At 60.1% G+C, this 24,691-nt stretch carries 22 protein-coding genes, 1 pseudogene and 1 riboswitch; of the genes and pseudogenes, 18 read left to right on the top strand and 5 right to left on the bottom strand.

All coding sequences use genetic code 11. The features are described 5' to 3' along the window. Positions 1–38: 38 nt before the first annotated feature. Entirely contained in the window at positions 39–1,049 is a 1,011-nt protein-coding gene (yiaK, locus tag C8D99_RS06080; RefSeq protein WP_243833852.1) for a 3-dehydro-L-gulonate 2-dehydrogenase, read from the bottom strand. Between the two features lie 443 nt (positions 1,050–1,492). Between yiaK and C8D99_RS06075 the strand changes: the two genes are divergently transcribed. The 4 genes and pseudogenes from C8D99_RS06075 to C8D99_RS06060 form a co-directional block, all read left to right on the top strand. Beyond that, positions 1,493–1,978 (top strand): hydrolase, encoded by a 486-nt coding sequence (locus tag C8D99_RS06075; protein WP_133957238.1) that lies wholly within the window; start codon positions 1,493–1,495, stop codon positions 1,976–1,978. Positions 1,979–2,151: 173 nt separating this feature from the next. Continuing rightward, complete coding sequence (locus tag C8D99_RS06070) at positions 2,152–2,907, top strand: IclR family transcriptional regulator (RefSeq protein ID WP_166670039.1); 756 nt, start codon at positions 2,152–2,154, stop codon at positions 2,905–2,907. A 33-nt stretch (positions 2,908–2,940) separates the two neighbouring features. After that, positions 2,941–4,098, top strand: coding sequence for a pyridoxal-phosphate-dependent aminotransferase family protein (locus C8D99_RS06065; RefSeq protein ID WP_133957236.1), 1,158 nt, complete (start codon positions 2,941–2,943; stop codon positions 4,096–4,098). Between the two features lie 147 nt (positions 4,099–4,245). After that, positions 4,246–4,626 (top strand): annotated as a pseudogene (locus tag C8D99_RS06060) (C-GCAxxG-C-C family protein); the annotation flags it as partial. Positions 4,627–4,704: 78 nt separating this feature from the next. On the opposite strand, the gene C8D99_RS06055 reads toward C8D99_RS06060, so the two are convergent. From C8D99_RS06055 to hflK, 3 genes are read right to left on the bottom strand one after another with little or no spacing between them, the layout of a single operon-like run. Further along, positions 4,705–5,346: a lactate utilization protein gene (locus C8D99_RS06055; RefSeq protein ID WP_133957234.1), complete on the bottom strand. Its 642-nt coding sequence runs from the start codon at positions 5,344–5,346 to the stop codon at positions 4,705–4,707. A 44-nt stretch (positions 5,347–5,390) separates the two neighbouring features. Next, positions 5,391–6,260, bottom strand: coding sequence for a protease modulator HflC (hflC, locus tag C8D99_RS06050; protein ID WP_133957233.1), 870 nt, complete (start codon positions 6,258–6,260; stop codon positions 5,391–5,393). Positions 6,261–6,272: 12 nt separating this feature from the next. Next, positions 6,273–7,343 (bottom strand): FtsH protease activity modulator HflK, encoded by a 1,071-nt coding sequence (hflK, locus tag C8D99_RS06045; protein ID WP_133957232.1) that lies wholly within the window; start codon positions 7,341–7,343, stop codon positions 6,273–6,275. A gap of 344 nt (positions 7,344–7,687) precedes the next feature. On the opposite strand from hflK, the gene C8D99_RS06040 reads away from it, so the two are divergent. From C8D99_RS06040 to C8D99_RS05975, 14 genes are all read left to right on the top strand, one after another. Then, complete coding sequence (locus tag C8D99_RS06040; protein ID WP_166670038.1) at positions 7,688–8,476, top strand: IclR family transcriptional regulator; 789 nt, start codon at positions 7,688–7,690, stop codon at positions 8,474–8,476. Continuing rightward, entirely contained in the window at positions 8,473–9,885 is a 1,413-nt protein-coding gene (locus tag C8D99_RS06035; protein ID WP_243833851.1) for a dihydroorotase, read from the top strand. The genes C8D99_RS06040 and C8D99_RS06035 overlap by 4 nt, the downstream gene beginning before the upstream one ends. A gap of 5 nt (positions 9,886–9,890) precedes the next feature. After that, the gene (allB, locus tag C8D99_RS06030; RefSeq protein WP_133957230.1) at positions 9,891–11,294 is read left to right on the top strand and encodes an allantoinase AllB; all 1,404 of its coding nucleotides are present in this window, start codon (positions 9,891–9,893) and stop codon (positions 11,292–11,294) included. Then, positions 11,291–11,977, top strand: coding sequence for an aspartate/glutamate racemase family protein (locus C8D99_RS06025; protein WP_133957229.1), 687 nt, complete (start codon positions 11,291–11,293; stop codon positions 11,975–11,977). The genes allB and C8D99_RS06025 overlap by 4 nt, the downstream gene beginning before the upstream one ends. A 103-nt stretch (positions 11,978–12,080) precedes the next feature. Beyond that, entirely contained in the window at positions 12,081–13,097 is a 1,017-nt protein-coding gene (locus C8D99_RS06020; RefSeq protein ID WP_166670037.1) for a DctP family TRAP transporter solute-binding subunit, read from the top strand. 59 nt (positions 13,098–13,156) lie between these two features. Beyond that, entirely contained in the window at positions 13,157–13,654 is a 498-nt protein-coding gene (locus C8D99_RS06015) for a TRAP transporter small permease (protein WP_133957227.1), read from the top strand. 13 nt (positions 13,655–13,667) lie between these two features. Further along, positions 13,668–14,951 (top strand): TRAP transporter large permease, encoded by a 1,284-nt coding sequence (locus tag C8D99_RS06010; RefSeq protein WP_133957226.1) that lies wholly within the window; start codon positions 13,668–13,670, stop codon positions 14,949–14,951. Positions 14,952–15,043: 92 nt separating this feature from the next. Then, positions 15,044–15,937 carry a dihydrodipicolinate synthase family protein gene (locus C8D99_RS06005; RefSeq protein ID WP_133957225.1) on the top strand — a complete coding sequence of 298 codons (894 nt, stop codon included), beginning with the start codon at positions 15,044–15,046 and terminating at the stop codon, positions 15,935–15,937. 4 nt (positions 15,938–15,941) lie between these two features. Next, positions 15,942–17,132 carry a M20 family metallo-hydrolase gene (locus C8D99_RS06000; protein ID WP_133957224.1) on the top strand — a complete coding sequence of 397 codons (1,191 nt, stop codon included), beginning with the start codon at positions 15,942–15,944 and terminating at the stop codon, positions 17,130–17,132. Between the two features lie 198 nt (positions 17,133–17,330). After that, the gene (locus C8D99_RS05995; RefSeq protein WP_243833850.1) at positions 17,331–18,383 is read left to right on the top strand and encodes an AI-2E family transporter; all 1,053 of its coding nucleotides are present in this window, start codon (positions 17,331–17,333) and stop codon (positions 18,381–18,383) included. 36 nt (positions 18,384–18,419) lie between these two features. Beyond that, complete coding sequence (locus C8D99_RS05990) at positions 18,420–20,075, top strand: C1 family peptidase (protein ID WP_133957223.1); 1,656 nt, start codon at positions 18,420–18,422, stop codon at positions 20,073–20,075. Between the two features lie 65 nt (positions 20,076–20,140). Beyond that, positions 20,141–20,243, top strand: a riboswitch (SAM riboswitch). 265 nt (positions 20,244–20,508) lie between these two features. Then, positions 20,509–21,411 carry a MetQ/NlpA family ABC transporter substrate-binding protein gene (locus C8D99_RS05985; RefSeq protein ID WP_243833849.1) on the top strand — a complete coding sequence of 301 codons (903 nt, stop codon included), beginning with the start codon at positions 20,509–20,511 and terminating at the stop codon, positions 21,409–21,411. A gap of 13 nt (positions 21,412–21,424) precedes the next feature. After that, positions 21,425–22,486 carry a methionine ABC transporter ATP-binding protein gene (locus C8D99_RS05980; RefSeq protein ID WP_133957222.1) on the top strand — a complete coding sequence of 354 codons (1,062 nt, stop codon included), beginning with the start codon at positions 21,425–21,427 and terminating at the stop codon, positions 22,484–22,486. Beyond that, positions 22,455–23,117 (top strand): methionine ABC transporter permease, encoded by a 663-nt coding sequence (locus tag C8D99_RS05975; protein ID WP_133957221.1) that lies wholly within the window; start codon positions 22,455–22,457, stop codon positions 23,115–23,117. The genes C8D99_RS05980 and C8D99_RS05975 overlap by 32 nt, the downstream gene beginning before the upstream one ends. A 66-nt stretch (positions 23,118–23,183) precedes the next feature. On the opposite strand, the gene C8D99_RS15165 is transcribed toward C8D99_RS05975, so the two are convergent. Continuing rightward, positions 23,184–24,691: hypothetical protein (locus C8D99_RS15165; protein ID WP_166670036.1), on the bottom strand; the 1,508-nt coding region annotated here is incomplete at its 5' end.

Below are 24,691 nucleotides of genomic sequence, written 5' to 3'. Positions count from 1 at the left end.
GTGAATTTTTGCGGGATTGCCGCAAAGAGCTTCCGGTGTCAGTTCAGTTCCTTCAGCAGATCGTTCCAGATTTCCTCCACTACGGGAATTCCCTTCCCGAGGTTTTCCCTCCGGGTGAGGGCCGCTTTTTCGCCCGGATAGTAATAGCTTCCTCCCGGCTCCGCCGGCTCGGAACTCCTGAAATCCTCCAGGATGGCCGCCGCCGCTGTTTCGGCATATTCCTTTCCGGAGGTATTTTCCACGTCAAAGGCGAGAAAGACCTGGGTCACGGCGATCTCGTCGCCGAGTTTCCCGATCTGGTGGACCGAGTTCCCCTTCGACAGCACCGACCCGATGAGGTCCAGCACGAGGGAATAGCCCGAGCCCTTCCAGAAGCCGATGGGCAGAACCCGCCAGGTTTCCAGCACGGCCGCCGGGTCGGTGGTCAGCTTTCCCTCCCGGTCGTACCCGCCGGGAAAGGGGAGCTGCTTTCCCGCCATCCTGTACCCGTCGAGGGCGCCGTAGGAGTACTGGGCCAGGGCGCCGTCGATGACCACGGGAGTGTCCTTCCAGGGAAAGGCCATGACCAGGGGATTGTTTCCCACCCGGCATTCCTTCGCCCCCCAGGGGGGCATGTTCGGCGTGGTATTGGTCCAGCAGAAGGCCATGAAGCCCGCCTTCGCCGCCTGGTACCCGTAGGATCCGCCTCTCATCCAGTGGTTCGTGTTTCCAAGGGCAACGCACCCGAGGCCGTACTGCCCGGCGAGCTCCATGGCCCTGTCCATGGCCGCCGCTGCGTTGGTGCACCCCATTCCCCGGTTGCCGTTCCAGCGCTCCAGGGCGCCGAAGGAGGCTTCAGGGGCAGGCTCGGCATGGGGGTCGATGTGTCCCTTCGCAATATAGGAAAGAACCCGGGGAAAACGGTTCAGTCCGTGGGAGGCGACGCCGTCGCAGCTGTTGTCGGTGAACATCACGGCTGCCCGGGCAGCCGTCTTTTCGGGGAAGCCGTACTTGAGGAGGATTTTTTCGAAAGTCTCCTTCATTTCATCATAGGGTATACGCATGGGCATCACGCCTTTCTCCGGTGAGAAAAAAGAGAGCGGTTTCCCGGCTCGGATTCCATATTACCGACCAAGAGGGAATTCGTCAATGTTCGACAGGACAAAATAACGTTCTGACAGATAGAACAATAGTACCTTTCCTCCCTGTTTCCTCAGTGTGCACCGATTGGACGAATCATGGCTCAGGCCCGCCCGGCCCGAAATACAACGGTCACCGGGCGGATAAGAGAAATGGAAAGGAGATTTTCACTCTTGCAAAAAAGGGGAAACAGTTTACTATATGTTTGCGCCCCGGTCGCCGGTGGGTCCCATGCCCCTCATCGAACGACCTTTCCGGCGATTTGAAAACAACCGGATCTCTCCCCGCCTGAGTTCCTTCCGGCAGGATGAGGGTATCGGGCTTGTATTCGAGGTGCTGCAAAAAACTGAATAACGCAAGGAGGTTTCCGAAAATGCAAGAAACACCGTGCTGCCCCCGGTTTGACCCGGAACCCTGGGATGGGAAGACAAACGAGTGGAATGAGAAGCCTTTTCTGGCGGCGACGATGCCTGTGCTGTTCCACATGCCTTTCCCGCGGCTCGTCAACAGGACGATGACCCGCCTGTGGCAGAGGGCGCAGGAATACTCCATAGCGCCGGACATGGAGGATTTCCTTCTGCTGGTCCATGACCCTTCGCCGTGGAAGTCGCGCTATTATCTTGCAGTGACCGGCGTGCACCCCGACCTGGAGAAGGATATGGTCACATTCTCCGGAACCTTCATCTGCAGGGTTTTCGACGGACCGTACAACGACGTCCCGAAATTCATGGCGGAGGCAGATGCCTGGCTGCGAAGCATAGACAAGACACCGAAGGAACATTTTTTCTTCTTTACCACCTGCCCCAGGTGCGCCAGGATCTACGGGCACAATTACATGGTGGATTTCGTCAGGGTCTGACGGTTTCTCCCTCACGCAAATCCCGGGCTTGTAATCCATTCACCTTCATTCCTCCTTTTCCCTACTGCGGCAGAGGCTTTTTTCGGCCGCTGCGGCTGTCCTTGACATTCGGCGGACGAATGGCTAAAATGCATTTTGCATTGCGGATAAAAAATCCATGGAGCGAAACGACAATGGAAAACGGAAACATCAGGGTCATCTCACGGGCTTTTTCAATACTGGTCCACCTGGCGAAGGAGAAACGGCCTCTGGGCATCACGGAGATTGCATCCTCCGTCTCTCTTCCAAAGGCCACGGTGTACCGCATTCTCGACAGCCTCGAGGCCGAGCGGGCCGTCCTGAACCGGGGCGGCGAGTACGAACTCGGTCCCGTGACGCTGTTGCTGGCGGATGCCTACCGAAGCCAGGTGGGTTTTGCCGAGGCCGCCCGGTCTCACCTTCTCTCCCTCAGGAACGAAACGAAGGAAACGGTCCACCTCTTCGTCTACGAAAGGGGAGAGTTTTACTACCTGGACAAGATCGAAAGCCCCTACCAGGTGCGCATGCACTCCCGCATCGGCGGCCGGGCCTCCCTTTTCCGCCTCTCCGCCGGAAAGGCCCTTCTCGCCGGGATGTCCCCGGACGATCTGAAAGAACTTCCTGAGCCTGTTCCCGACGAAGTTGCCGCTGAATTCCCCGACATTCGTTCCAGGGGATATGCCGTGGACGACGAGCAGAACGAACAGGGGCTCCGCTGCGTGGGAGCGGCCATCCATGACGGCTCGGGAAGGCCTAGGGGCGCCGTGAGCGTCTCCGCGCCGGTGTACCGGTTTCCGGCCGATCTCCTGGAGAAATATGGTTCTCTCGTTGTACGATCGGCGGAGGCCATCGGCAGGGAAATTTCGTGCTTTGAAGCATGTCCGTGTTCCGGCGGGCGGTCCGCCGGATAAAAGAAAAAGGGAAACCAGAAGGAGGAAGACAGTATGATCAAGACCAACAAGCTCGTCATGATACCCGGACCCACACCCGTGGTGCGTTCCATCCAGGACCAGATGGCCAGGGAAACCGTGGCCTTCGGCGATGCCGCTTTCGTGAAGGATTTTTCCGAGGTCATCGCCGACCTGAAGGCCATGTGGCGGTGCGACGGCGAAGTGTTCGTCGTGGCCGGCTCCGGCACCATGGGCATGGAAATGGCCATCGCCAACACCACGAAGCGGGGGGATAACGTCCTCATCTGCTCCAACGGCTACTTCGGCGACAGGTTCATCGACATGTGCACCCGGAAGGGGCTCAACACCGATGTCATCTCCGCCGAATGGGGCGCATCGGTGACTCCGGAGATGGTGGAGAAGAAGCTGGCGGAGAAACAGTACCAGGTGGTGACGGTGACCCACGTGGAGACTTCCACCGGTGTCGAGGCCCCCATCGCGGCTATCGGCGAAGTGATGAAGAAACACCCTGAGATCATCTACATCGTGGACGGAGTGGCCGCTTCCGGCGGCGCCGACCAGTACATGGACACCATGGGCATCGACGTGGTGCTTTCCTGCACCCAGAAGGCCTTCGGCGTGGCGCCTGGCCTGACCATGGTATGGGCCAGCGCGAAGGCCATGGAAAAGAGAAAGAGCCTCGGTGCCATTCCCGAGTCCTACATCGATTTCGACAAGTGGCTCCCCGTCATGCACGATCCCTCGAAGTACTGGGGAACACCCGCCATCAACCTTGTCTGGGCGCTGAAGGAATCCGTGCGCATCATGAAGGAGGAGGGCCTCGAGGAGCGCTATGCCCGCCACCGCCGACAGGCCGCCATGTTCGACGCCGCCCTTGAGGCCATCGGTTTCAGGGTCGCCGCGGAGAAGGCTTTCCGCGCGCCCACGCTCTCCGTCTACCTCTACCCTGAAGGTTCCGGCATCGACGACGCCAAGTTCCGCACCGTCCTCGCCGGCGAGGGCGCCCAGACTGCGGGGTGCCTGGGCGGATTCGCCGGCAAGGGCTTCCGCATGGGCCACATGGGCAACATCGACAAGCACACCCTCGTCTCGGCCATTGCCGCCGTGGAGCGGAGCTGCGTGAAGTGCGGGTATGCAGTAGAGCTCGGAAAGGCCCTGGGCGTTCTCCAGAAAGGGCTCGTGAACGAGTAGCGTTCCTGTGAAGAAGAAAGAGGGGGCGGAGATTCCGTCCCCTTTCTTTTCGTATTTCGGCCATTTTTCCGGGGAGGTGTTTTTGTGAGTTCTGTACAGGAAGCTCCACAACTCATGCTTGACGGCTTTGCCTGAGCGCAGGCCGTTCTCGCGGCCTGCGGGAAAGGACTGGGAATATCGAGGGAAACGGCGGTCCGGATCGGCTCCGGTTTCGCAAGCGGAATGCGCACGGGAGACACCTGCGGCGCCGTGGCGGGTGCCGTTATGGTCCTGGGGCTTCGCTACGGGTCCGAAGAGTGCGTCACGGCGGCAGGGAGAGCGGCGGTGTACGGGAAGGTGGAGGAGTTCACCAGGCGGTTTCGGGAGCGGAACGGATTTCTTCTCTGCCGCGATCTCCTCGGGCTTGACACGAGCACCCCGGAGGGGCTGGCAAAGGCGAAGGAACTGAACCTCTTCCGTACGCGGTGTCCTGCCCTTGTCGAAGACGCCGCCGCTATCCTCGAAGAGATGGAAGGGGAAGCGGAATAGTATCCCGAAGGGACACGAAAAAACCCGGACCGGAGGTTCACCCGGTCCGGGTTTTTGTTTCCCGCTGAAGGCGTCCGGCTAGAAGCCCAGTTCTTCCCCGACGACGAATACGTGGAAGGGCGTGGATCTCGGGCGCTTGCTGATGATGGTGGTGACGTTGCAGATCCTCGTCTCGGTCTGGCAGTTCATGCAGAGCCCGGTCTGGGTGCAGGGGTTGGGCAGGCCGATTCTCTTGTTGTTGACGGGGGCGGCGACCATCTGGATGCGCTCCTCGGCGGCGTCAAGGTCTTTCACGATCTTGTTCGTCCCGAGAACGACGATGACCTTGCCGGGGCCGAAGATCATGGCCGCCACCCTGTTCCCGTTCCCGTCGGTGTTGACGAGCTTTCCGTCGAGAGTCACTGCGTTCGTTCCGGAGAGGAACACGTCGCAGGTGAGCTGCTTTTTCCTGACGTCCTGCCGCTCCTCGTTGGAGAGGCCGGGAGCGCCGTGGTCGAGGATCGTGTTTCCCTTGCCGGCCAGTTTCTCCTGGATTCCAAGGGCCTTTACCGTCCAGGAACCGCCGAAGCCCACCGACGCCGATTCGGGAATAAGCGCCAGGATCTTTTCTGCGGCCTCGGCGGCGGAGGGGCAGTACTCCGCTTCAAAGCCGTTTTTCTTCAGGGATTCCACGACCTTTTTTCCAAGAGCCTCGTTGTGCCAGGGGGTAAACTCGTTCATTCTTCTTCCTCCTTTTTCGGCGGCATCAGGCTGATGCCGCTTTTCTATTCGTTCCTCGCCGGCGGAGTTCCCACGCCCTTGAGATATTTCAGGATGCCCTCGCCCGGGCGGAGCAGGATCGGGGTGCCCGGAAGGGCGGTCTGGTAGAAGTCCATGGTCTTGATGAAAAGGTAGAGATCCTTCGCCTCGGCGATGGCCTTCGACAGGGTGTCCTGGGCGGTGCGGTCGCCCTGTCCCTTGATCTCCTCGGCCTTTCGTCTCGCCTCGGCGATCATTTCCACTTCCTTCCTGTCGGCGATGGACCTGCGGGTAATGGCCTCCGCCTGGCCTTCCGCCCGAAGCTGCCCCGCCACCCTGTTCCGTTCCGCCTGCATGGAGCGGTAGACCGCCTGTTCGTTGTCCTGGGGCAGGAAAACCCGCTTGAAGGCCACCGACAGGATTTCAACCCCGTATTCTTTCGCCTGTTCCCGGGCGATGAAGGTGGCCTGCTCGATGGCATACTGCCGCCTGTCCTTCACCAGTTCGTCAAGGGTGAGCCGCCCGGACACGATGCGGACCGCCGAGTAGATGGAGTCGTCCAGCCGCTGCTGGACTGAACCTACCGTACGCACCCTCCGGAAGAAGGTCTCGGGGTCGGAGATCCGGAAGAGGGCGAAAGTATCGAACACCAGGTTTTTCTTGTCGCTGGTGACCACCGCCACGGGATCGGCATCGTATTCTATCAGCTTCTTCGAGTATCTCGTGAGCTGGTCGACAAAGGGAAGCTTGAAGTACATCCCGGGATCGGTCCTGGTGGCGTTCACCTTTCCCAGCCTCAGGACAACGGTCTGTTCATCGGCCCGGAGGATGTAGAAGCATCCGGAGAGCACCAGGAAGACCGCAAACAGCGCCAGGAAAAACAGTTTTCTTTTCATCCCGGTTCCCTCCTACTGTTTCCCGTCGGGAGACGCCGCTCCCGCGGATTTGAAGAACTGGTCCAGGGGCAGCACCTGGAGGGCATTCTCCCCTGCGTCGATAATGAATACCTTCATTTGCGGCCAGATTTTTTCCATGTTCTCCAGCCAGAGATTGTTCAGCACCAGATCCGGGTTTTCCCGGTAGGCGTCCTGAAGGGAGCTGATCCTGGCCGCCTCGCCCTCCGCCAGGGAGATGCGGCGGAACTTGTAGGCCTCGGCCTCGTTGAGGAGCTTGTCGGCCTCTCCCTCCGCCCTGGACAGTATTTCGTTGGAGTACTTGTCCGCCTCGAGAATCATGCGCTCCCGCTCGGCCCTCGCGGTGTTGATCTCGCTGAAGGCCGCCTGGACCGCTTTCGGGGGGGTTACGTCCTGGAACTGGACCGCCACGATGAACACCCCGGTTTTGAGAAGATCCAGTTTTTCCTGGATGAGCTTCTTCGCTTCCGTCTGGGAGGCCTCCTTTTCGGTGGTGAGCACGTCGTCAAGTTCCCTGGAGGCGATGACCTCCCGGAGGGTCGATTCGGCGATGTCCCGGATCATCTTTTCCCTGTAGGCCCTGTCCTCGGGGAGGTTCACCACGAAGGAGACCGGGTCTCCCGCCTGGAACTGGAGCACCCAGTCGATCTCCACGATTTTGTTGTCCCCTGTGAGCATCTTGGACTCGTCGGGCCGGTCGGCAAAAGTCGCCGGCGGGCCGGGGTTCACCGTCCTGTAGCCGTATTCGAAACGCTGGATCTGCTCCGTGTTCACTATGGTGACGAGGTCGATGACGGGCAGCTTGAAGTTGATGCCCTGATCCGCCACGCCGGAGACCCTTCCCAGCCTGAAGACCACGCCCCGGGACCCTGCGGGAACGATGTAGAATCCCTGGTAGGCCACCAGGGCGGCAACGATCAGCAGAACCGCGTACTTGAGAAAGCCCAGGTTCAGCTTTTTCCTCTCTCTTGGCGGAGGCGTTCCCCACTCCTCACCGTCGAACCTCTGTTCCTTCCTTGCCCCCTTCTCAAGCATCCCGAGAAGTTCTTCAAAAAGATTTCTCATATTTCCCCTCCACTCCTGGAATGTGACTCTTTCCCCGAAAGGAATGCGAATCCGCTCCCGGCGGTGGATCGCGAAAAGCTGGCGTTTCTTCCTCCCGCCGGAGGCTGTCTTATTGTAGCCTATATCACGCCCCTTCCGCTATTTTTTCTCCTGCTCCCCTCTTCTTCCTGCGGCGGAACTGCCGGGGGAGAGAGGCACGGCAGGGTTTTTTCAGGGGAGGGAGTCTATTTTCTGAAAAAAAAGCGAATATAGAATGGAAAATCGTTGACGCCCCGAAGAAAGAGGCATATAATGTTTCATGTAATAAAGCAACGTCTTGCATAATGAGACATAAGGAGGGCCTCATGGATCCTTCAAGATATCTCAACCATTCCATCCTTCGCTCTCTGCGCATTCTGGAAGCTTTTGCGGAACCCCATCCATCCCTCTCCATTCCGGAAATCGCCAGGAGGGTCGGGCTTCACCGGAGCACCGTTCATAGACTGGTCGTCACCCTTGAAAGCGCGGGATGGCTGCGCAAACTCCCCGGCACGGAGAAATACACCCTCGGCATCAAAGTCTTCACCCTCGGGCGCATTGCCGACCAGGGGCTGTCCTCCTGTCAGTCCGTCCGTCCTCTTCTGGAGGAGCTTGCGTCAAAAACGGGGGAAACGGCCATTCTTTCCATGTCGGACAATGTTGCCGCAGTATGCGTGGACAAGATAGAGTCCTCCCAGCGGCTGAAAATCTCATCGGAAATAGGCCAGCATTTTCCTCTCCACGCAGGGGCCACGGGATTTGCCGTTCTCCTTGGAATGCCCGAGGAGCAGGTCCGAGAGTTTCTGTTCCGGGCCGATCTTCCCTCCTTTACCTCAAAGACGGAAACAGACCCCCATAAAATTCTTGAACGATATCACTCCCTGAAGGATGCAGGATACGTTGTTTCCACGGGAGCTGTCGATCCGGGCGTGACGGGTATCGCCGCTCCCCTGTTCTTCGCCGCCGAAAACTCTTACGGCAGCGTGGGCATTACCATGCCGGAACACCGTGCCCAGGGAGAAATCCTGAGAAAAGCAGTGGATGCGGTGCTGGAAACGGCATCGGCCATGGAGAAAAAAGTCAGCCTGGCGCAAAAGAGAGGGGAAAGGCCGTGAACAGGGCTGACGTGGTTCTCAGAAACTGCATGGTTTTCACCCCCGGCGGCCTGGTCGAGGGAGGAGTGGCCATTTCTGACGGCAAAATAGCGGCCATGGGCGGAACTCCCTTTCTTCCGCCCGCAAAAAGCGAGATTGATCTCCAGGGTGCCGCCCTGTTTCCCGGGGGTGTGGACACCCATGTCCACGTCCGGGACCCCGGCAGGCGGGAGAGGGGAGATTTTGCCACCGAATCGGCCGCTGCCGCCGCCGGAGGGATTACCACCATACTGGAGATGCCGATTTCGAGCCCTCCCCAGTACACCGTGGATATTCTGGAAAACAGGAGCCGCTGCGCCTCGGAGCGTTCATCGGTGGATTTCGGCTTCTACGGGGCCGCAGGAAACCGCCCGGAGCATATCGCCGGGCTGGCCGGGCGGGGCGTGGCGGCCTTCAAAACCTTTCTCTTCAGGCCCCATGCGGGAAGGGAAGGGGAATTCGAGGGAACCTGCGCCGAAGGGGACGGGAATCTTCTCGAAATCTTCGAAGCGGTGGCGAAGACAGGGAAACTGTGCGCGGTCCATGCTGAAAACGACGACCTCATCAGGAGTTTCACCCGGGATGTGAGGGCAGGAGGCGGCAGGGATCTGGCCGCCCACGGAAGGGCGAGGCCCCCTCTTGCTGAAGTTTCCGCGGTGGCGAAGGTCCTCGCCTTTGCCCGGTCGACGGGTGTCCGGCTCGGCATCTGCCACGTCTCCACCCCGGAGGCCATGGAGCTCATACGGAGGGAAAAGGCTGGCGGAAGGCCCGTATATGCGGAAACATGCCCCCAGTACCTCTTCTGCGACGAGGAGTCCGCCGCTCCACTCGGGCCCTTCGCCAAGTTCAATCCTCCCATCAGGAAAAAGGCTGACAGCGAAGCGCTGTGGAAGTACGTGAGAAACGGCACGGTGGATTATATCGGAAGCGACCACGGTCCCTTTCTCCTCTCCGAAAAGGAGCCGGGAGCGGAGGATATTTTTGCAGCCCCGGCGGGATCCACGGGATTCGAGGAACGGCTTCCCCTTTTCGTCACCGCCGTTCGGGAAAGAAAGCTCTCCCTCCGGCGCATGGTGGATCTTCTCTCCACAAACGCCGCCAGGATCTTCGGCCTGTACCCGCAAAAGGGAACCATCTCCGTGGGGTCAGACGCCGACCTCGTTGCGGTGAACCTTCACGAACCGTTTCTCGTGAGGGCTTCAAGGATGAAAACGGCGGGGAAGGGTATTGCCAGGCTGTACGAGGGACGGCGCCTGTTCGGCGTGGTGGGGATGACCATGGTCAGGGGCGGAATTGTTTTTTCAAGGGACGGAACTCTTCCTCAGGCCTCCGGCCGGGGGCGGGATCTTTTTTATCGTTCTTCTTCGGAAGGTGCATTTCAAGGGAGGTAGGTAATGTGAAAGCCGATCTGGTGATCCGAAACGGTCAGATTTTTGTCAATGGAGAGTTTTTTGAAGGCGGAGTGGCGGTAAAGGACGGCAAGACGGTGGCGATCTGCGAAGACAGGTATCTTCCGGAAGCGGAAACGGTGCTCGACGCCGAAGGCAACCCGGTGATGCCGGGGGTAGTGGATACCCATGTCCATGTGCGGGACCCGGGACACCGGGAGCGGGGAACCTTCGTCACCGAAACGAAGGCGGCTGCCGCGGGAGGCGTGACCTGCTTCCTGGAACACCCTATTTCGTCTCCTCCTCCTTATTCTCCGGAAATACTCAGGAACAGGGTCCGGGTGGCCACTCCCCAGGCACTGGTGGATTATGCCTTTTTCGGCGCCGCCGGCGCCGAGTTCCCCGATGAAGTGGAGAAGGTGGCCAAAGAGGGGATCGTGGCCTTCAAGACGTTCCTCCACGAGGCACCCGAAGGCCGGGACGAGGAATTCCGCGGGCTCACCATGGCAAACGACGGGGAGATGCTCGACGGCTTCCGGGCTGTTGCGAAGACGGGGCTCATCCTGACGATCCACGCGGAGAACAACGACATCATCCAGCGTCTGATCCGGCAGTTCCGCGCCGAGGGGAAGGTGGGCTTCGAATACCACTACAAGTCCCGCCCTCCCATTACGGAGATCGAGACTGTGGCCAAGCTCCTTATGTTCGCGAAGGAAACCGGTACCAGGGTGAGTTTCGCCCACATCTCCACCCCCGAGGCGGCGGAGCTGGTGAAGCGGGCGAAGCTGGACGGCATGGACGTCTACCTGGAGACCTGCCCCCACTATCTTTTCCTCACGGAAGAAATGATTGACAAGTACGGCCCCTATGCGAAGGGGAACCCGCCTCTCCGCAGCAGGGAGTCCATGGAGAAGCTCTGGGATTATGTCAACGACGGATCGGTGGATTTCATCGGCAGCGACCATGGTCCCTTCCTCGTCTCGGAGAAGGAGAAGGGAATGAAGGACATTTTCACCGCCGCCGCCGGCCCTGCCTGCATTGAGATGACCCTGCCCCTCATGCTCACCGCCGTGCGGGACGGCAAGCTTTCCATGAGGCGCATGGTGGAGCTTCTCTGCGAGAATCCCGCCCGGGTCTTCGGCCTCTGGCCCCGCAAGGGTGCCATCCGGGTAGGCGGGGACGCCGACTACGTCATCGCGGACATGAAAAACGAATACACGGTGAACAACAAGGATTTCGTGACCCACTCCAGGGACACGTCCCCCATGTACAACGGGTTCCGCCTCGTCGGGAAGCCCCTGCACACCATAGTCCGGGGCAGGATCATCATGAAGAACCGGGTGATCGACGACTCCGCCGAGGGCTGGGGGAAAGTGATGCTGCCCGGCTGGGGTTCGGGGAGGACCGCATGAAGCCCCGGATCCTCATCATCAACCCCAACAGCAGCGAGGAGATGACCGGGGCGATCCACCGGAACGCCGCCGCCTTCGCCGGAGAGGATATGGAGGTTGTCACGGTTCCCACGCCGGGAACCTCGCCCTTCATCGCTACCTACGAGGATCACGCCATGGCCGCCCCGGGAATGGTCCGGCTTCTGCGGGAGAACGAAGCCGGCTTCGACGCGTTTATTATCGCCTGCCACGGCGACCCGAACATCGACCTCATGAAGGAAATCACCGTCAAACCGGTGGTGGGCATCGCGGAAGCCTCCATGAAAATGGCCACCATGCTGGGGCACAGCTTTTCCGTGATTGCCCCCGTGGAGCGAACGGTTCCAAACAAGAAAGCCCTCGTCGACAAGTACGGCCTATCGAGGGACATGGCTTCCGTCCGTCCCGCAATCATCGAGCAGGGGGCGGACGAGGCGGAGCGGCTCATCGCGGCGGGGCGGCGGGCAGTGGAGGAGGACATGGCGGAAGTGCTGGTCCTCGGCTGTGCCGGTTTCGCCGGCCTCGACAAGAGAATGGAGAAGGAACTGGGAGTCCCGGTGCTGGACGGCGTCATCTGCGCCCTCATCATCGCTTCGGGGCTGGTGAAGTACGGCGTTTCCATCAGCAAAAAGAGGCGGTACGACAACACCTTCGGCAAACGCTGAAATACGGCCTGAACAGGAAGGGGGGGACAGAGGAAAGAGAAAGGATTCTCCTGGAGTATGGATCATGGTACAGCACAAAAATACAAGGGAGGCGACACGAAAGATGACTACGATGAAACGGTTGGGTATCTGCGCTCTTCTGGCTGCGCTTGTTCTATCCTTTCCCGCGGCGTCCTTTGCGAGGGAATTCGTTATGGGCCACACGGGGCAGCCCCTGGTGACCTTCGCCCAGGCAGGTGAAAAATTCGCCGAGCTGCTTGACAAGCATTCCGGCGGAAAAATGAAGGTCCAGGTCATGGGGGCGGCCGCCCTGGGAAACAACAGGGAAGGCATCGAACAGATCCAGCAGGGGGTCACCGATTTTTGGCTCATCTCGACGGGCCTTCTGGCTCCCTTTACAAAGGCGGTAACGGTCTACGACATCCCCTACCTTTTCAAGAGCGAGAAGGCCGCCCTTGATTTCGTGAACAGCGACCTCGCCATGGAAGTGGTAAAGCCCCTCGAAGAAAAGGGAATCAAGCCCCTCGGCTATTTCATCATGGGGTGGCGGCACACCCACAGCAATATCGCCATCCGGACCCCCGAGGACCTGAAGGGCGTGAAGATCCGCACCGAGCCCGCCCCCATCCGCATGGCCATTTTCAAGGCCATGGGGGCAAATCCCATTCCCATGGATTTCGGCGAGGTGTTCACCTCCCTCCAGCAGGGCGTGATCGACGCCGGTGAGAACACCTTCGAGAACATCAAGTCCCAGGGATTCCACACGGTGCAGAAGTACATCACCACCGACGGCCACATTCTCGACCCCATGCTGATCGTCATGTCGAAAAAGTCATGGGACAAGCTTTCCGACGAAGAAAAGGCCGTGCTTCAGAAGGCCGTGGACGAGACCTGCAAATGGGAACAGGACAACGTTCTCGCGAACAACAAGAAAATCATGGAGGAGTTCAAGGCCGCGCCCTCTCCGGAAGTCATCGAGCTTACCGCCGAGCAGCGGCAGGGATTCCGCGAGGCAAGCAAGTCCGTCCTCAAGGATCACGAGAAGGATATCGACATGGCCATCTACGAGAAGATCATGAAGTTCCAGGAGGCCTATCCCGAAGAGGCCCCCAACAGCTAGGCCATTAATTCCGGGGGAGAGGGACCCTCTCCCCCGATCTGTACCGGAGGTGCCCGACAGTGAAAATTCTGAGCCTTTTGGACCGGTATTTCGAGGAAGCCCTCGCGGTGGTTCTTTTTTCCTCCATACTGCTCATAGGTATGGAGCAGGTTATGTCCCGCTATCTGCTCAGGTTCGTCCACTCCTGGTCGGAAGAGCTGATGCGGATTCTCTTCGTCGCCCTGAGCCTCGTGAGCTTCTCTCTCTGCGCAAAGCGAAGGCAGCACGTTAAAGTGGAAATCCTCACGATGAGCCTGCCCCCGAAGCTCGGAAAGGCGATGTCGCTTTTCGCCTCGGCGGCCTTTCTGGGCTTTACCCTTCTCGTCGTGAAATACTCCTACAACATTACCCGCCTGCAGTACGAAAGCGGGCAGACCACAGCAGCCATGGACATGCCCACGTGGACCTACTTCGCCCTCGGCCCCGTCCTGTTTTTGCTGATGGCCTTCCGCATCGTACAGAAGGATATCCTGCCCGTTCTCTTCCCCGGCAGGGAAGAGACGGAGCTCTCGTCATGAGGAGGATGCCGGAATGCTGACCGCCGTATTCGGAGGAATGTTCCTCGCGCTGCTTCTGAGCATCCCCATAGCGGCCGCCATCGGATTCAGCTGCCTTGCCTTCATTCCCTGGATTCCCGGGGGACTCGACCGGGTCATGTTCTTCGTGGGGCAGCGGATGGTGGTCACTGCCGACTCCTTCACTCTCCTTGCCCTTCCTTTCTTCATTCTTGCCGGGACCCTCATGTCCCACGGCGGAATCGCCAAAAAGCTCACTGACCTGGCCGAAGCCGTGGCCGGCGACTTTCCCGGAGGCCTGGGCATAGCGGCCATCGTTGCCTGCATGTTCTTCGGCGCCGTGTCCGGGTCGGGACCTGCCACCGTGGCCGCCATCGGCACCATCATCCTGCCGGCCATGATCTCCAGGGGATACGGCGTCGGTTTTTCCGGAGGCCTGGTGGCCTGCGCCGGGGGAATAGGCGTCCTCATCCCGCCGAGCGTTCCCATGATCGTCTACGGCGTGAACAGCGGCGTTTCCATCACCGACCTGTTCATTGCGGGGTTGTTCCCGGGAATTCTCGTGGGGCTTTTCCTCATGGTACCCGCCTATTTCATCTCCAGGAAAAAAGGCTATGCCGGCATGCCCCGCGGAGGGGGGGCCGGCTGGGTCCTGAAGAGAGTCTGGCAGGCGAAATCCGCCCTCCTCATGCCCCTCATCATTCTCGGCGGGATTTACTCCGGGGTTTTCACTCCGACAGAAGCGGGAATCGTGGCCGTGGCCTACGCCATCGTCCTCGGCTTCGCCACGGGGGGGCTGACGGTGAAGGGGCTGTGCACCGCCATGGTGGAAGCGGCCATCATCACGGGCTCATGCATCTTCCTCATGGGCACGGCGAGCGCCTTCGCGAAGCTTCTCCACATGAAGGACGTGCCGAACCTCATTTCGAACCTCATTTTCTCGCTCACCACCAACAAGTTCCTTATCCTCCTCCTGTTCAACGCGGTCTTCCTGGTGGGCGGCATGTTTATCGATACGCTGTCCAACATCCTCATCTTCTGCCCCATCTTCCTTCCCCTGGCGCTGAAGATCGGCGTGGACCCCATTCATTTCGGAACCTTCGTGGTGGCCAACCTTGCCCTCGGCATGGCGACACCGCCCATGGGCGTGGACCTGTTTGTCGCGTCCAACATCTGCAAAACCCCCTTCGAGAAAGTACTGCGGGGATCTGTGCCCTTCATGCTCTGGAATCTCGCGGCGGTCCTTCTGATCACCTACATTCCCATGCTGTCGCTCTGGCCGCTGCAGTTCTTCAGATAGGAAGCAAAGTGCCGGGAGATATCTTTCGGTTCGCCGGGTTTTGAAGTATCATATACGGAATATCATATATTTTTGACGAGGAGAGAAACGAAATGAAAAAAGTCCATGGAATTTTCGCCCCCATCGCCACCGCCTTCGACGCTTCCGGAGAGGTGGATTATTCGACCTTTGCAGAGAACACGGTGGCTTTCGGCGCCACGAAACTGTCCGGTCTCGTGGTGCTCGGCAGCAACGGCGAGTTCACCCTGCTGTCCCACGAGGAAAAGGTAAAGCTCGTGGAGACAGCGAGAAACCACCTTCCGGCGGAAAAAATGGTCATCGCCGGAACGGGATGCGAGTCCTTCAGGGAGACCCTGCAGCTTACGAAGGAATGCGCCGCCGTGGGTGCCGACGTGGCCCTGGTGGTGACCCCCAACTACTACAAGAAGGACATGAACGAAGCCGCCCTCGGGAATTTCTATACCATGCTCGCCGACGCCTCCCCCATCCCCGTGATGATCTACAACATGCCCGGCAACTCCGGGGTGAACGTTCCCTCGTCTCTGACCCTGAAGCTCGCCGCCCACCCGAACATCACCGGCATCAAGGACAGCGGCGGCAACATCGTTCAGATCTCCGAAGTGCTCGCGAAGGCTCCCGAAGGTTTCTCGGTCTTTGCCGGCTCCGGGAGCTATCTTCTCGCCACCCTCCTGCTTGGCGGCGTCGGCGGAACCCTGGCGGTGGCCAACGTAGTTCCCGACTATTGCGCCGAGATCCAGGAGAACTTCGAGAAGGGCGATCTTGAGAAGGCCCGGAAAATGCAGCTCGCCCTCCTTCCCCTCAACGCCGCTGTCACCAGCCGCTTCGGCATCGGCGGCATGAAGGCCGCCATGGACATGGTCGGCTTCAAGGGCGGACTGCCCCGCCTGCCCATCCTTCCCGCCGGAGAGGAGACGAGGAAAGAAATCGCAAGGATCCTCAAGGAGCTGGGGATCCCCACGGTCTAGTCCCATGATCATCTCCCCGGACCGTTTTCTCGCGGATCTGGAAGACCTCGGCCGGATAGGCTGGGTGGACGGGGAAGGCATGGATCGCCCCGCCTTTTCCCCTTCCTATGGGATAGCCAGGAAGTTCGTGGAGGACCGGATGAAGGATGCCGGCCTCGCCGTGACTGTTGACGGGGTCGGGAACATTTTCGGAACACTGGATGGGAGCGATCCCTCCCTGCCTGCCATATATGCAGGTTCCCACCTGGATGCCGTGCCCGGGGGAGGAAAGTATGACGGCCCCCTGGGCGTGATGGCGGCCCTGGAGGCAGCCCGGACCATCCGGGAAAAGAGCCTCCCCCTGCGGCACCCCCTTGTGGTCGCCGGGTTCACTGGCGAAGAGGGCGGCGAGATGGGGGGCACCTTCGGGAGCAGGGCCTTCGCGGGGCTGCTTGAGGAGCCCATGCCGGCCGAAAAGCTGGCCAGGGTGGGGCTGACGCCGGAAGGGGTCCGTTCCGCAAAGGCCGGTCCCGGCCGGATCGCATGCTACTTCGAGCTCCACATCGAGCAGGGGCCCTACCTCGAGCGGAGGAACATCTCCGTCGGCATTCCCACGGGCATCGTGGGCATCAGCAGGTACGCCGTGCGCCTTGAAGGCGAGGCCAACCACGCGGGCACCACGCCCATGAAAGAGCGCAGGGACGCCATGAGAGAGGCCGCGGAACTGCTCTCCGAGTGGTTCGCCTGGACGGATACGAGGGATGACTTCGTCTGCAACGTGGGAGTCTTCTCTCTCCACCCCGGAGCTGTGGCCATTGTTCCGGGGAGAGCTGATTTTCTTCTCGAAATCCGTTCCCTGAAGGATTCGGTCATGGACGAGATCGCGGCGAAATTCCGCTCCTTCCTCGAAAAAAGAAAGAACGTTTCCATTTTCATGGAGCCCGTGGTCAGGAAAGGGGCGGTGGAGCTCGATCCCCTTCTCCAGACGGCAGTGGAAACAGCCTGTGAGGAGGCGAAAGTCTCCTCGGTCCGTATGCCGAGCGGCGCATCCCACGACGCGAACCCCATGGCCAGGATCACGAGGGCGGGAATGATCTTCGTGCCGAGCGCGGGCGGTATCAGCCACTCAAAAGAGGAGTATACGGCTCCGGAAGATCTTGCCCGGGGGGCTGACATTCTTGCCCGGGCCGTCCTAGAAGCCGACCGGAGACTGTAGGAACGGCCGGGAAAATGACAAGGGAAAGAGGAAGTGCCCGCCGGGCACTTCCTCTTTCCCTTGTGTCTCTGGATGACCGGGTCACCCTGTTTTATCCCGTACAAGTGCAATTTTTCCGAAGAAACGGAAAAAAACCTTCTTCCCAAATGCCTTTCATCCTGTAAAATAGGATACGGAAAAAGGCTTTTCATCAAGGGAGTGGATACTGTGGGGAACTTCCAGGTTATCATCGGTCTCATAGGCATCATCTCCATTGTGGCCACGGGGCTGGTCCTAAACTTCGCCCAGGCGGTGTTCATCCCGCTGATCATCGCATGGCTCCTCTCCTATCTCTTCGGCCCGGTCGTTCGCTTCCTGTCGAGACTCAAGATCCCGAACTTTCTCAACGTCGTCGCCGTCCTTGCGCTTTTCTTCGGCGTCTGCTTCCTCGGAGCTCTCTTTCTCAACGCCAGGATTCTCACCTTCACCGAGGCGTTCCCGAAATACTACGCCCGTCTCCTTGACATAGGGAAGACCCTCACGATCAACCTCGAACTTCCTCCCGACTTCTGGCTGTCCATCGACTGGGGCGTTACCGCCCGGGGATATCTCATCGAGCTGTCCGGGTCCTTTGTCACCATCGTTTCCAAGCTCGTCATGGTGATCGTGTTCCTCGTGTTTCTCCTCCTCGGCGCCCCCTATTTCGACTACAAGCTTCAGAAGGCCTTTTCTCCCAGCAACGCGGAAAAGGTGAAGCGCATCCTCGGCACCATCTCCTTCCAGATCGGACGGTACCTGAGCGCCCTGGCCCTCATCAGTGCGGTGACGGGCTTCCTGGTGTGGTTCGCCCTGGAATACCTCCAGGTGGACTTTGCGGTGACCTGGGGCGTGCTGGCCTTCATCCTGAATTTCATTCCCACGGTGGGGTCCATCGTGGCCTCCATCCCTCCGATCCTGGTGGCTCTGGTGCAGTTTTACCCTAGCTACATGCCGGCGGTCATCACCTCTCTTGTCCTCCTGACCATCCAGGTGACTATCGGCAACTTCATCACCCCCAAAGTCATGGGGGACCGGCTGAATCTCAGCCCGGTGGTGGTGCTCATTTCCCTGCTTTTCTGGAGTCTCATCTGGGGCGTGGTGGGCGCCCTTATTTCCACCATCATCGCCGCCATCATCAAGATCATCTGCGAGAACATCCCCTCCCTGAACTTCATCAGCGTCATGATGGGGTCCGGCAAGGTCTACCAGAAGGAGTTCGAGGAGAGGGCCTGAGCCCCGGAAAAACATCAGCGAAAGGAAGTGTCCCCCATGAAAAAAACTGCCGTTTTTGCGGCAGCCGCTCTTTTTCTGTTCATCGCTGCCGCTCTGCCGTCCCCTGCGGCAGGGCCGTCCCTTGCCCCTCTTAACCCCGCCTTTCTCCGTGACCGGGCTCTTCCCCGCGGCGGCGGAGCGGAGCTTCGGGGGAGCGTTTTTTTCGCTGGGGAAAGGCGTCCCGCGGGAAAACGGCCGTCACCGCTGAATCTGGACCACCTCCGGGCCCGGGGAGAGACTGTCCGGCATCTCGCGGCCCGGACCTTCAGGGAAGACGCGCCCTTCCCCGCCAGGTTCGACCTCAGAGAACAGGGAAAGCTGTCTCCCGTACGGGACCAGGATCCCTACGGCACCTGCTGGACCTTCGCCGCCCTGGCGGCCCTGGAATCATCCCTTCTTCCCGGAGAACCCCGGGATTTCTCCGAATGGCACCTTGCGTACTGGGCTTACAGAGAAAACCCGGAAGGATTTCCTCCGTTCACCCTTGACGAAGAAGTCGCCCTCTTCGACCAGGGAGGGGACGACTGGAAAGCCGTGGCCGTCCTCTCAAGAGGCACCGGTCCGGTGAACGAGACGGATCTTCCCTACGGCGGGCCACTGCCGGCGGAAAAGCCCCGGCTCCCGCGGCAGAAACTTCTCACAAGTGCTCTGTATATGCCCTATCCGGCCGTGGAAATCTGGAGGGATGGCTACCCCCATCTCGCCGCTGAGGAGGTCAAGCACGCCCTTATGACCCGGGGGGCGGTGTCCATCGGCATGATGGCCGACTTCGACGAAGACACCTGGAACGAAGATACCGGCGCCTTTTTCTACAGCGGTCCCCGGGGTGCGAACCATGCGGTGAACATCGTCGGGTGGGATGATTATTTCCCGAAGGAGCGATTTGCGGCCCAGCCGTCAGGCGACGGGGCGTGGATTGTCCGGAACAGCTGGGGAACCTCTTTCGGGGAGGATGGGTATTTCTACATGTCCTACGAGGACACGAGCCTCGACAGCGGCATTGTCTATCTCTCCTCGCCCGCGGGGGAATACGGAATCATCCATCAGTACGACCCCCTGGGATGGGTCCGGTCCGTCTCTCCCCTCGAAACGCCCGCGGCAGGCTCTCCTGCATGGATGGCCAACATCTTCACGGCGGAAGAGAACCAGGCTCTGAAGGCGGTTTCCTTTTACGTGCCCGACTACGGAACGGAATATGAAATCACTGTGGCGATCCTCTCCGGAGCCACTCCTGCGGATAGAGAGTCCGTGCCCCTTCGGGGGCAGCGGGGTGTGCTGGAAAAACCGGGGTACCATACCGTCGTCCTTGGAACCCCGGTCTACCTCCCCCGGGGAACACGATTTTCCGCGGAAGTGAAGGTGACCGCCCCGGCCTATGAGTTCCCTCTCCCCGTGGAAGTTCCGGTGGCGGGGTACTCCGACGGAGCCTCCGCCGCTCCGGGGCAGAGCTTCTACAGCGCCGACGGCGTGACCTGGACCGACCTCACCGGGGTTGTGCCGGGCGGAAACTTCTGCCTCAAGGCGCTGGGAGCCGGGGAAGAATCGGGAGGATGCACCACCGGCGCTCCGTCCCTTTCGGCGGTCCTGCTGCTGGTTCCCTTCGGGCTGATGCTTCTCCGGCGAGGGCGGAAGCAAAAAACGTCCGTTTTTTGAAATCGGCCTGTTGACAGATCCGGCGGAGGTACCCTATAATCTCCGCCATACCTTAATACCGAATCGATTCATCCGGAGCGGCGGAGGGACAGGCCCTGCGAAGCCGCGGCAACCTCAGCGAAATGCTGAACGGTGCCAATTCCTGCAGGTTTTCCTGGAAGATGATCGAGGCTGAATGAACCAGCGACGCCTCTTCCTTCATTCCGGAAGAGGCATTTTTATTTTTGCCGGGCCCGGCCCGACGGAAAGGAGGATCCCCATGACCGGTTCCATCAGAAACGGATTCTGCGCTCTGTTCACCATGATGATGTGCGGCAACGGCGGATCTCCTCCGGGGAGGGTCGGCGGCTGACATCGTGCGCTGATTTTGCCGGAACGGGATCCCCGCAGCTCGAGGGGGTCCCGTTTTTTTATTTGGAAGGGAGGGGATGCAGTGGCCGATGACGACGGCATGAGCGACATGAGAGAAGCGGACGGGGACAATTGGGCCGGACGGAAGAGTCCGGAAGGCATCAGTTCAGGACGAAAGGAAGGAAAGAGAATGAAAAGAATAGCAGCAATTTGCGCAGCAGCAGCCATAGCCGTTTTCGCAGCCGCGGGGTCGGAAGCCGCCCTCGCTCCCCTGAAGGTCGGAGCGACGTCGGGGCCCCATGCCGAAATACTGGAATCCCTGGCTGAGAGGCTGAAGACCGAAGGCGTGGAGCTCAGGGTGTTTCCCTTCAGCGACTACATCACTCCCAATGCCGCCCTCGACCAGGGGGATCTCGACGCGAACTCCTACCAGCACCAGCTCTTTCTCGACACCCAGAACAGGGACCGGGGATACAGGCTCGTCTCCGTGGCCAAGACCGTGGTCTGCCCCATGGGGTTCTACTCGAAAAAGATAGGGAACATCGACGACCTGAAGGAAGGTTCAAAGGTCTCCGTTCCCAATGATCCCGCAAACGTGGGCAGAGCCCTGGCACTGCTGGAACAGAAAGGGTTTATAAAGCTTCGGGAAGGAACGGGATATACCGCCTCGGTGCTTGACATTGTGGAAAACCCGAAGAATCTCAGGTTTATCGAGATCGAGGCTCCCCAGCTTCCCAGGGTTCTGGACGACGTGGACATCGGCGCCGTGAACGTGAACTACGCGGTGGAGGCAGGCCTGTCCCCCCTGAAGGACGCGATTCTGCTCGAGGATGCCGAAATCTCCCCCTTCGCCAACGTGATCGCCGTCCGGGAAGAGGACAGGGACAATCCCCTGGTGAAAAAGCTCGTGGAGGCCTACCAGACGGAGGAGACTGCGAAGTTCATGCTGGAGCGGTACAAGGGCGGCTTCATTCCCGCCTGGTAGGGGAGGACCGGACATGGGCATTCTCCTGAAGGGCGTGACAAAAACCTACGGCAGCGGGGAAAAGCGGTTGAAGGCTTTGAGCAATATTGACCTTGAAATCCCCGACAGCTCCATCTTCGGGATCATCGGCCGGAGCGGCGCCGGAAAGAGCACCCTCGTCCGGTGCGTGAACCTCCTTGAGCGTCCCGACTCCGGTTCCGTGTCAGTGAGCGGGGTGGAACTCACTGACCTCGGCGAAGGGGAGCTCCGGCAGGCCCGGAAAAAGATCGGCATGATCTTTCAGAACTTCAACCTCCTGTCGGGCCGCACGGTCTTCGGGAACGTGGCCTTTCCCCTCGAACTGGCGGGATGGCGCAGGGAGGATATTGCGGCGAGGGTTGACGAGCTGCTCGATCTCGTGGGCCTTGCCGACAAGCGGGAGCGGTATCCCTCCCAGCTCTCCGGCGGGCAGAAGCAGAGGGTGGGAATCGCCAGGGCGCTGGCCAACAGGCCGGACGTGCTTCTTTCCGACGAGGCCACGTCCGCCCTGGATCCCCTCACCACCCGGTCGATCCTGTCCCTTCTTAGGGACATCAACACCAGGCTCGGGCTCACCATCGTCCTGATCACCCACGAGATGAATGTCATCCGGGAGATCTGCACCGACGTGGCGGTGATCGACAAGGGGCGTATCGTCGAGCGGGGGACCGTGCTGGATATTTTCACCGACCCCCGCGGGGAGCCCACCCTGGACATGCTCCGTGACGTGGTGGGAGTGGAATTGCCGGAGACTTTCGCCGGGCTCGATTTCACTCCGGGGGTCCGGGGGACGGGAGACCCTGTCCTGCAGCTTCAGTTCTTCGGCGATATCGCCGCCGATCCCGTAATCTCGGGGATGATCCGCCGCTTCGACGTGGACGTGAACATCCTCGGAGCCAGGATCGGCCATATACGGAACGTGCCCTGCGGCACCCTGGTGATCCGGCTTTCAGGGGACGAAGGGGCCAAAAGCAGCGCGCTGGGCTATCTCCGGGCGCTTGATCTGAAAGTGGAGGTGATCGGCCATGTGGGATCAGGTATCAGCGTTGCTGTTTAAGGCTCTCGGGGAGACCCTGTTCATGGTGGGGGCATCGTCGGCCATAGCGTTTGCTTCCGGAGTTCCTCTGGGAGTGATCCTTCACGTGACGTCCAGGGGAGGGCTCTTGGAGAGGCGGGTGCTGAACGGCCTGCTGTCGGCGGTGGTCAACGCCGCCAGGTCGACACCCTTCATCATTCTCATGGTGCTGCTGATCCCGGTGACGCGGCTGATCGCGGGAACGTCCATCGGCACCGGCGCGGCCATCGTTCCTCTCTCCATCGCCGCCGCACCCTTTGTCGGTCGGGTAGTGGAGGGAGCCCTGAGGGAAGTGGACCGGGGGGTGGTGGAGGCGGCCCAGGCCATGGGCGCCACGTCATGGCAGGTCATCCGGAAGGTGCTCCTTCCCGAGGCTTTCCCGGCCATTCTCTCCGGCCTCACCCTCTCGGTGGTGAGTCTCATCGGCTTCTCGGCCATGGCCGGGGCCGTGGGCGGCGGCGGTCTCGGGGATCTGGCCATCAGGTACGGCTACCAGCGCTTCCGCCTGGACGTCATGTTCGCCACCGTGGCAGTGCTCATTCTGCTGGTGCAGCTGTGTCAGGCCGGGGGCGACCTCCTCGCCCGGCTGGCCAGGAAGGACGGGAAATCCTGACGGAAAGGTTTCCGGTCAAAGAAAAGGGGGGCGCCAGACAGGCGCCCCCCGTGTTCTCTTCGGAAATCAGTCCTCGAACTTCACTTCCCTGGAGAATTTGTCGTTCTCAGCCAGTTCGATCCCCCTCATCCAGGTCTCCCTGTCCTCTTCGTCCCGGATCCTGAAATCGTAGGTGCCGGGAACGAGGAAAAACTGGACATGCTGGTCAGCCCCTGCTTCGGAGACCGTCGCCTCGTCGTTCTCTCCAGCCGGGTGGGGGAATGCGTCCACGAAGATATAGATCCTGTCCTTGCCCTTTTTGGGAGGCACGATCCTGACCCTTGCGGCTGAGAAGGCAAAGGAGGCGGCTGCTTTCGCTCCGGCTTTTACCTCCAGACCCTTTTTCCACAATTCGGCCTTTGGCTCCTCGGTCCTGGCCCTCACGTCGTAGGTTCCCGGGACAATGGAAAAGGAAATCTCACCATCCCCGCTGTCGGAGAAAACGGGCTCGTCGCCTTCTTCCGCCGGGGACGTGAAGACTTCGGCATAGAAATAGGCCGGTTTTCCTTCAAAACCCTTCGCCGTCAGCCGGGCGGTCCCCTGGGAAAAGGACACTTCCTTCCGGACGGTCTTTCCGCCCTCGATGACCACATCCTTTACCCACTGTTCGATCCTGGTGTTATGGTCGACCACGAGGACATCGTAGGTTCCGGGGACCAGGAAGTACTCGTGGGTGTTGCCGCCGTCCCGCCCCGCTTCGTCGGGGTTGTCCCTGTCATAGGGGGCCCTGTAGACGTAGGAGTCGGTGTACAGTGGCTTGCCGGTGGAGTCGAGGCCCGAGAGAATCAGCTTGCCCTGGGCGAAGGAGACTTCCTTCCGGACTGTCTTCCCGCCTTCGATGACCACGTCCTTGATCCACTGCTCGACTTTTGTGTTATGGTCCCTGACGAGGACATCGTAGGTTCCGGGTACCAGGGAGTACTCGTGGCTGTTGCCGCCGTCCCGCCCCGCTTCGTCGGGGTTGTCCCTGTCATAGGGAGCCCTGTAGACGTAGGAGTCTGTGTAGACCGGCTTGCTGTTGGAATCGAGGCCCGAGAGGATCAGCTTGCCCTGGGCGAAGGAGACTTCCTTCCGTACGGTCTTCCCGCCTTCGATGACCACATCCTTTATCCACTGCTCGACTTTTGTGTTGTGGTCCCTGACGAGAACGTCATAGGTGCCGGGCACCAGGGAGTATTCGTGGGTGTTGCCGCCGTCGGTGCCCACTCTGTCAGGATTGTCCTTGTCGTAGGGAGCCCTGTAGACGGCGGAGTCGGTGTAGACCGGCTTGCCGTTGGAATCGAGGCCCGAGAGGATCAGCTTGCCCTGGGCGAAGGAGACTTCCTTCCGTACGGTCTTCCCGCCTTCGATGACCACATCCTTTATCCACTGCTCGACTTTTGTGTTGTGGTCCCTGACGAGAACGTCATAGGTGCCGGGCACCAGGGAGTATTCGTGGGTGTTGCCGCCGTCGGTGCCCACTCTGTCAGGATTGTCCTTGTCGTAGGGAGCCCTGTAGACGGCGGAGTCGGTGTAGACCGGCTTGCCGTTGGAGT

Origin of the sequence: Aminivibrio pyruvatiphilus (assembly GCF_004366815.1) — a bacterium.
Taxonomy (GTDB): Bacteria; Synergistota; Synergistia; order Synergistales; family Aminobacteriaceae; genus Aminivibrio; species Aminivibrio pyruvatiphilus.
The sequence above is the reverse complement of the archived record's forward strand: the minus strand, read 5'-3'. Positions and strand labels throughout refer to the sequence as shown.